The 13,932-nt window shown below is 39.9% G+C and carries 8 protein-coding genes; 3 read left to right on the top strand and 5 right to left on the bottom strand.

The features are described 5' to 3' along the window. Positions 1-13 precede the first annotated feature (13 nt). From AB8M93_RS10205 to AB8M93_RS10215, 3 genes are all read left to right on the top strand, one after another. Positions 14-1,579: a sensor histidine kinase gene (locus AB8M93_RS10205; protein ID WP_373057479.1), complete on the top strand. Its 1,566-nt coding sequence runs from the start codon at positions 14-16 to the stop codon at positions 1,577-1,579. 3 nt (positions 1,580-1,582) lie between these two features. Then, entirely contained in the window at positions 1,583-2,305 is a 723-nt protein-coding gene (locus tag AB8M93_RS10210; RefSeq protein ID WP_373057480.1) for a response regulator transcription factor, read from the top strand. Between the two features lie 245 nt (positions 2,306-2,550). Then, positions 2,551-8,751: an HYR domain-containing protein gene (locus AB8M93_RS10215; protein WP_373057481.1), complete on the top strand. Its 6,201-nt coding sequence runs from the start codon at positions 2,551-2,553 to the stop codon at positions 8,749-8,751. Between the two features lie 21 nt (positions 8,752-8,772). Here AB8M93_RS10215 and miaA read toward each other — a convergent pair whose 3' ends face one another. From miaA to AB8M93_RS10240, 5 genes are all read right to left on the bottom strand, one after another. Then, complete coding sequence (gene miaA, locus AB8M93_RS10220; protein WP_373057650.1) at positions 8,773-9,699, bottom strand: tRNA (adenosine(37)-N6)-dimethylallyltransferase MiaA; 927 nt, start codon at positions 9,697-9,699, stop codon at positions 8,773-8,775. Further along, positions 9,689-10,522, bottom strand: coding sequence for an ion transporter (locus AB8M93_RS10225; protein ID WP_373057482.1), 834 nt, complete (start codon positions 10,520-10,522; stop codon positions 9,689-9,691). The genes miaA and AB8M93_RS10225 overlap by 11 nt, the downstream gene beginning before the upstream one ends. A gap of 74 nt (positions 10,523-10,596) precedes the next feature. After that, positions 10,597-11,967 carry an exonuclease domain-containing protein gene (locus AB8M93_RS10230; protein ID WP_373057483.1) on the bottom strand — a complete coding sequence of 457 codons (1,371 nt, stop codon included), beginning with the start codon at positions 11,965-11,967 and terminating at the stop codon, positions 10,597-10,599. Between the two features lie 15 nt (positions 11,968-11,982). Further along, a complete protein-coding gene (locus AB8M93_RS10235) occupies positions 11,983-12,642 on the bottom strand; it encodes a YggS family pyridoxal phosphate-dependent enzyme (protein WP_373057484.1) in 660 nt (219 codons plus the stop codon). A gap of 47 nt (positions 12,643-12,689) precedes the next feature. Continuing rightward, entirely contained in the window at positions 12,690-13,925 is a 1,236-nt protein-coding gene (locus AB8M93_RS10240; RefSeq protein ID WP_373057485.1) for a DUF1015 domain-containing protein, read from the bottom strand. Positions 13,926-13,932 lie beyond the last annotated feature (7 nt).

Consider the following 13,932-nt stretch of genomic DNA (forward strand, 5'->3'; position numbering starts at 1 on the left):
TACTTTTGGGGTCATGAATAAGAAGTTATTTTTTCTTCTCGTTGTGCTAATGAGCCTCTCCCTTATCGGCATTATTTTCGTTCAGGGCTATTGGATAAAAAGTACGATAGACGACAGGGAAGAACAATTTTCTTACAATGCAAAGCAGGTACTTCTTAATGTTGCCGATGAGATACAGAACCGTGAACTGGAGAGTTACTGGTTTCGATTTGATTCTATAGACAAAAGCAATAGTTCCCTTAATGGAATAACCTTAACCGAATATTTTAGTTCTGGAAGGGAAAATCTCAAAAATGAGTCACAATTCCAGGCCGAGGCAATTTTGGAAGAGGATTACAAAATCTCTTCAGGGTTTTTAGGTTCCGGTGAAGACAGCATCCTGTTCACAAAACTTATTAATAAGCGGGTAACCAATATTGTAAAGAAAACCCTGGATAATGAAGCACTAACCGCAGAACAGCAGATAGAGCGGATGGTAAGGATGAAAGATGTGGAAAAACAGTCACTGCGCCGTTTAATTGCAGATGTAACCAATAAGCTGCCCATTCATACCAGGGTAAGTGAGGAAACTATAGAGAAATTAATTACTGAAGAACTGGAGAAGCGGGATATAAAATCTGATTTTGAATATGCAGTTTTTAGCAACTCTATTGCTACCAACCTGCACTCAGATAATTTTTCGTTAGATCATCCGGGTACTTACGGGGTGCCGCTGTTTGTAGATGATAATGGGAAGAGTAACTACAGGCTTCTGGTAAATTTTATGGGAAAAAAAGAAGTTGTTTTATCTTCTGTAATAGTTATGGCTTCCCTATCTATAATTTTTACGCTTATTATTGTAATTGCTTATTCCAGTGCCTTATCACAACTTATTAAGCAGCGGCAGATCTCACAGATAAAGACCGATTTTATCAATAATATGACGCATGAGTTTAAAACTCCTATTGCCACTATTAATCTTGCCCTGGATGCCATAAAGAATCCTAAAATAATTAATGACCAGGAGAAAGTATCCCGTTATCTTAGAATGATAAAAGATGAAAATAAACGGATGCACGCCCAGGTGGAAAATGTACTGCGAATTTCAAAACTGGAAAAAAACGAACTGGACCTTAAAAAGGAAAGGCTTCAGTTACATGATCTTATTGAAGATGCGGTTACCCATGTAGAATTAATTGTTGAAGACCGCGGTGGCTATGTGCAAACTCATTTTGCTGCACTAAAATCCTCTATTTTGGCCAATGAAGACCATTTCACCAATGTTATTGTTAATATTCTTGATAACGCGGTTAAATATTCTCCAAACGAGCCAAAAATTGATATTTATACTGAAAATGTAAAGGACAAGATCATCCTGAAAATTCGGGACCAGGGAGCGGGAATGAGTAAAACTGTCCAAAAAAGAATATTTGAAAAATTTTATCGCGAACACACAGGTAACATTCATAATGTGAAGGGGCATGGACTTGGCCTTGCCTATGCCCATCAAATAATTGAAGATCATCATGGTGAAATTTACGTGGAAAGCGAAAAAGGAAAAGGAAGCACATTTATAATTAAATTACCTCTAATATCTTAATATATGGAAACTGAAGACAAGAAAATTTTATTAGTTGAAGACGATCCAAACTTTGGAACGGTATTAAAAGATTACCTGGCAATGAACGACTATGAGGTTACTCATGCCAAAAACGGGATGGAAGGATTTGAAAAATTCAAAAAAGATGATTTCGACCTTTGTATTCTTGATGTAATGATGCCTTATAAGGATGGGTTTACCCTGGCTAAGGAAATTCGGGATAAGAATGAAGAAATCCCAATTATTTTCCTCACCGCAAAAGCTATGAAGGAAGATGTTTTGAAGGGATACAAAGTTGGGGCAGACGATTATCTAAACAAGCCTTTTGACAGTGAAGTGCTGTTAATGAAGATAAAAGCCATCATGCAACGCAAGGCCACAGATAGTGTTGCAGACAGTAAGCAATTTGAATTCGAGATTGGCAAGTTCCATCTAAATTCAAAATTGAGGTTTTTAACCTATGATGGAGGTGAACCACAAAAATTATCTCCAAAAGAAAACGAGCTGTTGCGCTTACTTGCCTTACATGAAAATGATTTAATGCCAAGGGAACTGGCATTAACAAAAATCTGGAGGGACGATAACTATTTTACCTCAAGAAGTATGGATGTTTACATAGCCAAGCTTCGTAAATACCTGAAAGTAGATGAAAACGTTGAAATTTTAAATATCCACGGGGAAGGGTTCCGACTTGTGGTGCGAAATGAAGAAAAAGACGAAGACTAATTTAAAATTTTCAGTTTCTTAGTGAAACTTCCATTTCAGGAGTGCGTATTTCTGAAATGGAGGTTTTTCTAAACTACTTTATAAGATCCTTTTAGAATGGGGATTGTATCCTGTTACCTCAGGATAAAATAAATTAAAAGCCTTCCTTATAAATCTTTTACAGGAAGAAAAGTTAACAGATCACCCCTGTCACTTCCCTAAACTATACTTATATTTGCGGCTTGAAGTATAATCCTAAGTCCCAAATGTTTAGCTTCTTACCTTCTTCTAGCCGAGCTTCCGGAAAACTCCGGTACGGTGTTTTTTTACCAGTACTCATCCTATTTTTTGCTTTTCAGAATGTTGTGGGGCAAAATCCTAATTATACTTATAATGCTTCTAATTCCATAAATTTAGATCGCTTTGGCATCACTATAAATGATGCCTTTAATCCTGAAGCTAAAATAAATAGATTAATTATTTCTGTAGAAGTTAATCCGGAAGGCGAGCGTTTTGTTTTAACTTATGGAAACGGAATAAAGAAAATAGGGAATAATAATCAATTAACCAATTTTATTCCAAATCAGAGCAATAGGTTAAGCAATCCAATGGACTTCGCCATTAATAGTGAAGGGAAATTCTTCGTGGCAACTAATGAGAGTAACAGAAGATTTATAAGGGTTTATTCTCCGGAAGGAATTTATTTGCCTAATGAAGACCTGGGGGATGGAAGCTATGGAACGGGTGCAAATAAATTTAGAGGTCCAATGGGACTCGCTTTTGATAAAGAAGATAATCTATATGTAGCAGATCATTATATTGGAAATTCAACGCCTCCATCCAATCCCAGCTTTATTAAAATTTATAGAAAAGATGCTTCAGGAAATTATAAAAATAACCTGATAAAAGAATTTGATAAGGTTCAGGGGACATTACTGAATTTCCCTTACAGGTTGGCCGTAAATAGCAAAGGCTATCTTTATATGGCTGAATTAGGGCAAAATAATAATGCCAGTGTAAAGGTTTTACAATTTGATGAAAATTATAATCCTACTCAAATCGACGAAATAAGTGGAGGCCCAATAGGATCACCGGGAAGTATAATTGTTGATGATTTTGATAATATTTTTATTGCAGATTTTGGTAGAGATCTTGATTTAGCCAGGGTTTTAGAAGCCACTAATGATGTTGATGAATTCTACGATGTTTTTGAAATTATTAAAGAGGGGATTGCAGACAATGAATTTAACATAGATGTTTATAATCCTAATAATACCTATCGATCAACCATTTCTTCTCAAATAGATTTTCCCGTAGATCTTGCTATCTCAGATTGCGGAAGTTTATACGTAAATAATGCAATTTTTGATGGACGTATCAGAACAATCTTTGGCCAAAGAATTCCTGATATTACCATAGATTTTGATTTAGAAGCCTATCAACGTTCCCCCGGATATGATACAGATGCTCCGGTACTGGTTTCCTGTATTGAAGATCGGGAGGGAAGCCTTACAAATGGAAGCTTTGAATTACCAGATTATACAAATTTACCAGTATTTACAGATAATTGTGACGATAATTTGGAGTTTGTCCAGGCTCCGGTAGAAGGAACTTCAATAACCGAAACCACAGAAGTTTCAATTATTGCCAGGGATGATGCAGGAAATGAGTCGGAAGCCTGTATATTTCAGGTAATTATTGAAGAAGAAGAACAAGAAGCCCCTGAGTTTATATTTTGCCCTCCAGATCAGCCAAATGTTCTTGTAGATGAAGGGCAATGTGGTGCAATTGTTACTTTTAATCCTCCAACTGCCAGGGCCGGGGAAGATAACATTGAACCTGTGCAGATAGAAGGACCTGCTTCGGGGGAAGAATTTCCTGTAGGGCCAACTATCGTTATATTTGAAGTAAGCAACCAGGCGGGGACAGATACCTGTAGTTTTACTGTTACGGTAAGAGATAATGAAGATCCTCTTATTTCCGATTGTCCTTCAGATTTGGAATATAGCGTGGAATATGGAGAAACAGGAACTACGGTAAATTATACAGCTCCTTCGGCTACCGATAATTGCGAAATCAGTAATTTTGGGCTTACTGCAGGATTTGCTCCTGGAGAAGTTTTTCCCGTGGGTAAAACTACTGTTACTTATACTGCAACAGATGCTAATGGAAATACTACCACCTGCAGCTTTATCGTGAATGTTATTGAAAATGCAGATATGGATCCGCCACAATTCACCAACTGCCCACAGAATAATATTACCGTAACCGCAGCTAGAGGGAAATGTGATGTGGCAGCACCTTTTCCTATGCCTGAGGCTACAGACAATTCGGGAGATGTAAACATTGAACTCATAAGTGATTTAGGTTTTCAAGATCGTTTTTCCGTAGGTGAACATGTGGTTACTTATACGGCTACAGATGCCGCAGGAAATATGACTGAATGTAGCTTTAATGTTATTGTTACTGAAGATGTGGTTCCTCAAATCACCTGTCCAGATCCAAAAACGGCAATTTTCGATCCTGAAACGGGCTTTACAATTCCAGATTACGTTGGAGAATTAATTGTTTCTGATAATTGCACTCCTGAAGAAAACCTGCAAATTACCCAAACTCCCGCCGCCGGAACAGTGGTTTATGAAAGTCAGGAAATTTCTTTTACGGTTACCGACGCTTCGGGAAATACTGGGAATTGTGGTTTTCAGCTGACTTTAGAGGAAGAAGAGGAAGAACTGGAGATAACCTGTCCTGCGGACCAGGATTTCAATCCAGATGAAAATTGCCAGTACGTACTGGAAGATTATACAAACCTGGCCACTGTTAATCTTAGCGGGGCCACCATTAGTCAATCACCGGGACCGGGCACAGTTATAAATGGAGAGTTACAAATTATTAGTCTTACAGCTAACTTAGATGGAGAGTCCGTTAGCTGTACATTTACCCTCACCCGCCGCGATACAGGTGTGCCGTATGTTATTTGCCCCGGCAACCAAACCGTTAATTATAATTCTGCAGAAGGATTTATAATTCCCAATTATATACCGCAGTCTGAAGTTTCAGACAATTGTGCAATTGCCAGCGTAGAGCAATCACCAGAACCGGGAGTGCTTATACAGGAGAATACTGAAGTGACTATAACCGCAACCGATGCTGCCGGAAACTCGTATACCTGTAGGTTTTCGGTTTTTATAGAAGAGGAAAATCCTTTCACTTTTGAATGCACCGGGGATCAAAATGGCTCTTTAGACGAAAATTGTGAGTTTGAAGTGCCGGATTATACCGTTTCCTTAAGGCAGGAATTTCCGCAGGCCGAGTTCACCCAATCTCCGGAAGCCGGAGCTTTTATTTCAACGGGAACAACCGTTACCATCAATGGAACTTTAGATGGTGAAAATTATTCCTGCACTTTTCAGCTAAATTTATCCGATACTTCCGCTCCACAAATTACCTGTCCTAATCCAAAGGCCGAAAATTTTGATCCAGAAGAAGGTTTTATGGTTCCAGATTATTATGAAGAACTGTTGGTTTCCGATAATTGTACTTCGGAAGAAAGCCTTCAAATCACCCAATCTCCGGCTGTGGGAGAAATTATTTATGCCAGCCAGCAAATTTCTTTTACCGTTACCGACGCTTCGGGAAATACTGGAAATTGTAGTTTTCAGCTAACTTTAGAGGAAGAAGAGGAAAATCCAGGTGCTTGCCGGGATAATAGTGTTCAGCTGGATAATAATGGGCAGGCCGTGCCAGATCCCGCTCTGTTTTACAACGGAAATCCTGCAGAAGATAATGTAAGCCTGTCTTTAAACCGAAACCTGTTAACCTGTGACGATCTGGGGGAGACTGTCCTGGAATTGACAATTACAACGAACGCTGGCACTGAAACTACCTGTACCGTAACCGCCCTCGTAAAAGATAATTTAGAACCCGTTTTTGAATGTCCGGACTCTATAACAGGAGGTTTCGAAATTACCGAAGGATATGAGGTGCCCGATTTTTCTTTCAATTACCCGGCAAGTGACAATTGTTTAGGGGAGCTGGAATACTCCCAAATTCCTGAACCAGGAACTGTTCTTTATGAAGTGGAAAATTATCCGGTTACTTTAAGCGCCACAGATGCTTCGGGCAATACCGGCAGCTGTACATTTATCCTCGACTTTACCGCTATGGATAGTTTTGATTTGCTTTGCAATGGCGAAATAAGGGTGCAGCCTGATGAAAACTGCGAATTTCGCCTGCCGGACCTGGCAGATGAATATACCTACTTTCCTGAAGTAGCCGTGATATCACAGTCCGTTCCCACAGGCCAACTGCTAACCGAAGATACTCATGTTACTATTACTGCAACCTACAACGGGCAAACCAGGACCTGCGAAATAGAGGTCATCCTGGTAGATTATGATGGCCCGGTTTTTAGTTGTTTGCCCTTACAAAATGTCCCCTATACCCCTTCTGAAGGTTTTATCCTGCCAGATTATTCCGAGCAGGTGGAAGTAACCGATAACTGCGGAATTACAAGTGTTGTTCAGGATCCGCTGCCGGGGGTGGAAATAAATGAAGATACTACAGTAACCATTACTGCTGAAGATACCTTTGGAAATATTAGTAATTGTTATATATATGTTTACCTGGAAGAAGAGCAGAATGGTAACGGGAACAATCTTCCTGTGGCCAGTGATGATTATTATGAAACTTTTCATAATCAAACTTTAATGGTTGCCGCTCCCGGGGTGCTGGAAAATGATAATGATGCCGACGGGGACAACCTTAGCGCCACGCTTCAAAACGGCCCTGCTTTTGGTACAGTAAGCCTGAATGCCGATGGTTCTTTTACTTACGTGCCACAGCAGGATTATACCGGCCCGGACACTTTCAGCTATTTTGCCAGTGATGGAGAAGGCAATTCTAACCTGGCCGTTGTGCATATCGAGGTAAAATATGATCCGCCGGTAGCGCGAAATGACAATTATTCCACGCCGCAGGATACCCAGCTTCAGGTTTCTGCCGAAGAAGGCCTTCTGCAAAATGATTCAGATCCCGATGGCGACAATCTTACGGTTATTCAGGTTTCTGAAGTGAGCAATGGTACTTTAAATTTACAGCCGGACGGTTCTTTTACATACACTCCCAACACCGGTTTTTCCGGGACAGATAGTTTTACTTACTACGTGACTGATGGCGGAGGGGAATCTGCCGAAGCTACCGTAACGATAAACGTGATTGGCAGTGGCACCAGTGCTTTTATAGATTGTCAGGAAATCATCACGTTGAACCTTGATGAAAACGGGACCGCGAGTGCCGCCCTTTCAGATTTATATGCTTCTAAAAGCGATAATGTAGAGGTGGCGGCAAATAATTTAAATTTCGATTGTTCAGATTTCGATAATGATAATTTTATTGAACTCACCTATTCCGGGGCTTTAAACGGCAGCTGTAGTGTGGAAGTGATCCTGCGGGACAATATCGCCCCGGTAGCAGAATGTGTAGATGCTTATGAACTCAGCCTGTCTGGTGGTACTGCAAACCTTTCTGCGGAAGAGCTTAATTTCAATTCTTCTGATAATTGTGAAATTATCAATATGAGCATAGATAAAACCGCTTTTACCACGGCAGATATTGGTGAAAATATTGTTACCCTCACCGTGATTGATGCTGCCGGCAATACCGACAGCTGCCAGGCCGTGGTTACGGTAACTGAAGCTAATACAGGTGGGGGAGAAGTGAGCTGCGTGAACGGCGTTACCCTGGAGCTGGACCAGAACGGGGAAGCTGTACTTGATATTAACGATGTTTATACAGGGAATCCGCAGGGCGAACTTTCTCTTAGCCGCAGCCTTTACACCTGTGCCGATAATGGAGTGAGCAGGCAAAGGTTTTATTATACTGAAAATGGCCAGGAAACCTTTTGTGAATTTTCGGTCACAGTGGCAGACAATTTAGGCCCACAGATCGTGGCCAATCCTGTGCCGCTTCAGTTAGATGAAAATGGCCAGGCTGTTTTAACCGAAGAACTATTAAGAAACACAGTTGTTGCCACAGATAATTGTTCAGAAGAACTCACATATGAATTTGGGCCGAAGGATTTTACCTGTAAAGATGTAGGGCAAAATTTTATTGATCTTGAGGTGACTGATGAAAACGGAAATACCACTGCAGCAAGAGTAGCGGTTTTTGTAGAAGCGGCCCCAGGTCTTTGCCAGCCGCAGGAATGGGACTTTATAAGGGTTTATCCAAACCCTAACAGCGGGCGGTTTAAAGTTCTTGCGCCTTCAAACGTAATTATAGAAAAAATTCTGGTCTTTGATATGCGGGGCAGGTACCTGCTGGAAAGACAATTTGAAGAGGAGCTGCCGGGACAGGAATATGATATGGATCTTGGAGAATTAGAAACGGCGGTGTATGTTCTTCAAATATTTACGAACACAGATGACCAGGAAGAAATAGAAATCCGTAGGATAATTTACGAATAGAATTCAATTCTACCATAAAATTTATTTCGAATCAACTTTTTCTTTAATTTCCTTTTCAGCATAAACTATAATTTGCTCCAGAGGCTCCGCAATATCAAACCATTGGATGGAGTTGTCTTTTCTAAACCAGGTGAGCTGCCGCTTTGCAAATCGGCGGGTGTTTTTTTGAATTTCGGCCACGGCTTCTTCTATGCTGATTTTTTCTTCAAAATATTGAAACAATTCTTTGTAACCCACGGTTTTAAGCGCGTTTAAATGCCGCTTCGGGTAAAGTTGCCGCGCTTCTTCCATAAGGCCTGCCTGCATCATTTTTTCTACTCTCAGGTTGATTCGTTCATAAATTATTGCCCTTTCCGCGGTTAGGCCTATAGAAATAGTATGGAAATTCCTTTTTGTTTTTGCCTGATTAAGAAAGGAAGAGTAAGTCTCGCCGGTGCCAAGGCAAATTTCCAAAGCTCTTATTAGCCGGTGCGGATTTTCTAAATCTACTTTCTTATAATAATCAGGATCCAAATCTTTAAGTTCTTGCTGAAGCACCTGAATACCTTCTTTTTCCAAAAATGTATTTAGATTTTCCCTGATTTCAGGATCAACTTCAGGAAAATCGTCTAAACCTTCAGTTATGCTCCTGGTATATAATCCACTCCCGCCAACCATTATCGCTATATTCTTCCGAAGAAAGAGTTCTTCAATTTTTGCCATGGCATCTTTTTCAAAATCGCCAACCGAATAATCTTCTTCTATTGAAATGTGCTGAATAAAATGATGAGGTGCAGCGGCCAGTTCTTCGGCATCGGGAACAGCGGTGCCAATTCTCATTTCTTTAAAAAACTGCCGGGAATCTGCTGAAATAATTTCAGTATTAAAATACTGGGCCAATTTAATGGCCAAAGCGGTTTTACCAATGGCAGTGGGACCAACAATATTGATAAGAAAATTAGTGGGCATTGAGACGGTTTCCGCAGTTATGGCAAAATTCGGCTTCATTCAGGTGGTTTTGTTCATTGCAAACGGGGCAATGCTGGGTGTTGGTATGTTTGTGTGGTTCACCGGTTTTGCTGTATTCTGATGTAACGATTCCTGTGGGAACGGCAATAATTCCATAGCCGGTAATCATTAAAATTGAAGCTATAAAACGGCCAAGAGGGGTGACGGGTGCAATATCGCCAAATCCAACCGTAGTGAGGGTAACAATACACCAGTAAATACTAAGAGGGATATTGTTAAAACCACCGGCTTCTCCTTCAATTAAATGCATTAAGGTACCGGTAATTACACATATTATTACCACAGCAAATAAGAAAACCAGGATTTTCGCCCGGCTGTTTTTTAGCGCTTCCATAAGCCGGTTGGATTCTCCCACATAGCGGCTGATCTTTAGTACCCTGAAAACACGTAACAACCTTAAGGCCCTTATGGCAAATAGCAAATTGGCACCACCAACAAAAAAGCTGAGGTAACTAGGCAGGGTAGACAGGAAATCCACTATTCCGTAGAAACTAAAAATATAGGCTTTTGGCCTTCTTATACTAATAATGCGTAAAATGTATTCTGCGGTAAAAATTATAGTAATCACCCATTCTGCCCAGTAAAACGCTGTGGCATACTGAACATAAAGCTCTGTGACACTTTCCATCATTACCAGCACCACGCTAATAAGAATAATTATTAGTAAGGCAATATCAAAAAGTTTTCCTGCCGGGGTATCGGCCTCATAAATCACTTCATGAAGTTTGGACTTCCAGTTGTGTTTGGTGGTGCGATTTTTCAAGTTATGCTGATTAGGAATCTTTCAAATTTAAAGAAATTCCCTGAACCAGTGCCGGTTTTTAGAGAAAGAGGAAGCTAATCTGCCGGCGCAAACGCTACAATTTTAAGTTTTTTATTTTTCCGAAGGTAATTTTGGATAATATGCTGAGTGTCCCGGTCATTTTTCATTGGGGTAATTATAGACTTCACAATATCAGGATTATTGATCTGGTGGTTAAGATTAAAGTAACCCATCCCTTTAAATTCCCCATCTTCAATAAGCAGCACGCTTTTTTCATCTACTTCTCTTCCTCGGTCTATCACCATCATGTTCTGGCTTTCATAGGAATGTTTATTAATAAGTTCCTTTACCCTTTGGTTGTATTCCTCTGCGCTTTCTTCTTCGGCACAGGCGCCCCAGCAATCTTTAATAGAATGTTTAAAGCAGCTGCCGGTTCCCTTTTCAAGGCCGGAAAGGCGTTCACAAAGCTGGTGCTCTTCCACCCAATTGTTAAGCAAGGTCCTGGCCTGGCGCAAATTGGTAAAAGTGGTGATATTAGAACGGCCGTTGGCGCGGCCAATTTTTAAATTGATATAACCGTTTTCATCGGTATGGTGATACAATGCATGGCTAAAGATATTCCCTTTTTGAGCATGATTATATCTGGGTTTATTCTGCTTTATTTCCTGGTTCTCCTTTAAAAGTGCAATCAGCTCATTTCCGCAGGATTCATAGGAAACCGAAGCCACTTCTTTTTGCATTTCCCTGGCTTTGTGATGCTCATTGGTGAAATGCCTGGTAACTCTTTTCCGGATATTTTTACTTTTTCCAATGTAGATAATTTCTCCTTTTTCATCATGAAGATAATAAACACCGGTACAGGTGGGCAGTTCTTCAAGAAGATACACTAGTTTTGTATCCAGGTTTTTCTTTGGCTCAAGCCTCACATGGTTTTTTACAATATCTTTTTCCACATCTTTGGCCATGAGCATTTTAAAAAGCTTTACGGTAGCCTGAGCATCCCCGCTAGCACGATGCCGGTCGCTAAGCGGAATGCCCAGTGATCTTACCAGTTTTCCCAGACTGTAGGAGGGAAGACCCGGAATAAGTTTTTTTGAAAGTTCTACGGTACACAAAGATTTACGCTCATATTCAAAACCCAGCCGGCGGAATTCTGTTCTTAAAATGCGATAATCAAATTTGGCATTGTGGGCTACCAGGATGCAATCTGTGGTAATTTCTACAATTCGTTTAGCGACTTCGTAAAATTTTGGCGCATGCCTAAGCATATCATTATTAATTCCGGTAAGATTAACCACAAAAGGCTGGATGGGCTGCTCTGGGTTTACAAGGCTTATAAATTGATCTACAACCTTGTGCCCGTCAAATTTATAAATGGCAATTTCGGTTACTCCTTCCTCATTATACTTTCCACCTGTGGTTTCTATGTCTAAAATTGCGTACAAAAAATTTACTTCCTTTTAATTATAATTCCGTTCTCCAAAAATACTACTTCCTATTCTAACCATAGTCGTGCCACATTCCAGGGCTATTTTATAATCCCCGCTCATTCCCATAGAAAGCTCTTTAAAAGAAGGATAGTCTTCTTTAAAGTCGTTAAAAATACTTTTTAATTTCAAAAATTCTTTTTTTACCTGATTTTCATCATCGGTAAAAGTAGCCATGCCCATTAATCCTATTATCTCAGTATTCTTCATTTTGGCGTAAGCATCAGAAGTAAGAATTTCTTCAGCTTCCTGCCGGGAAATACCAAATTTCGACTCTTCTTCGGCTATTTTTATCTGGAGCAGGCAATTTATTTTCCGGTCCACCTTTTTCGCCTGCTTATTGATTTCTTTTAATAATTTTAAACTATCCACAGCATGAATCAGGCCAATATAAGGCGCCATATATTTTACCTTATTTCGCTGCACATGGCCCACCATGTGCCATTCGATATCTTTTGGAAGCTCTTCCTGTTTATCGGTCATTTCCTGGATCTTGTTCTCACCAAAAATCCGCTGGCCGGCACTATAGGCCGTCATTAAATCTTCGTTGGGCTTGGTTTTGGAGATGGCTACCAGCTTGACATCTTCAGGTAATTCTTCTTTAATTTTTTTAATATTTGCTGCAATATCCATAGTTAAATCTACAACTTTTTAAAATTATGAACTTCAATTTAAAATCTTCAGAACTCATAAATGGTTAAACCGCTCCGCAATTTGGGTTCGATATAAGTGCTTTTAGGGGGCATGGTTAAACCTTCATCTGCCACTTTTTTTATTTCTGAAATGTTTAAAGGCATCATTCCAAAACCTACGGTAAATTCTCCGGAATCTACCTTTCCCTTCATTTCCAGGATGTCTTTCTTACCCGGGATATAAGCAATGCGTTCATCATTACGCAGGTCTTTAATTCCCAAAATTGGCCTTAGCACTTTTTCAAATAAAATGCAGGGATCCAGGCTGCTTAAAATATTGGTAAAGTTATAATTGGTCTTCCTGAGGTAGAGTGCGTAAAATTCACCATCCAAATACATGCTGAAATGATGTTTTTCCACAGGTTTAAATACCTGAAGCCCCCTGTTTTCTATTCTGAAATGTTCATCGAGCAGCATCAGAAATTCTTCTTTGGAATGGCCGTTGAGGTCTTTTACGAGTCGGCTGAATTCATATATTTTCAAATTGCTTTCAGAAATAAAATAACTCATAAAGTTATTATAGGATTCTCTCCCGGTATGCCCGTTGTTGTTTTTCGCGTTTTCTTCGGAAAGCAGGTAAGAAGAAGCGCAGCGGTGATGGCCATCGGCAATATAAATTTTTTCCATTTTACTGAAGAAGTCAGCAATAGCAGCAATTTTTACATCATCATCTACTTTCCAGAGATAATGCATTTCCCTTTGCCGGGTAGCAAATTCATATTCCGGAATTTCTTCCATTATTTCATTCAGCAACGCCTGAAGCGCTTCATCATCTTTATAAGTAAGTAAAACGGGTTCCGTATTAAAACCTACCGTTTTCAGGTAATCCTTAAATAAAACTTCCCGGCTTTCTATAGTATCTTCATGCTTTTTAATTACCCCTTTCTTATAATCGGCAGCACTTGCGGCAGCAATAATTCCGCAGCAGGAAAGATCCCGGGTTTCCATTTTGTAGATATAGAAGGAAGGTTTTTCATCCTGAATAAAAGTATCTTCTTCCTTAAATTCCAGGTAGCGGTTTTTTACCAGCTGAAACCTGTCTGTCCCCGTAATTTTATGCTGAAATTTGTAGCCGGGGTTTAAAATATGCAAAAATGAATATGGATTATAATCCAGCCTTGCCCTTAGTTCAGCTTCATTATACTCTTCATAAGGGCGGGAAGCTACCAGGCCTGCCATTGCTCTTTTCGGCCTTACCGCCTTAAATGGAATGATTTTTACCAAACGCCAG

It is taken from the genome of Autumnicola aciditolerans (assembly GCF_041679265.1).
Lineage (GTDB): Bacteria > Bacteroidota > Bacteroidia > Flavobacteriales > Flavobacteriaceae > Autumnicola.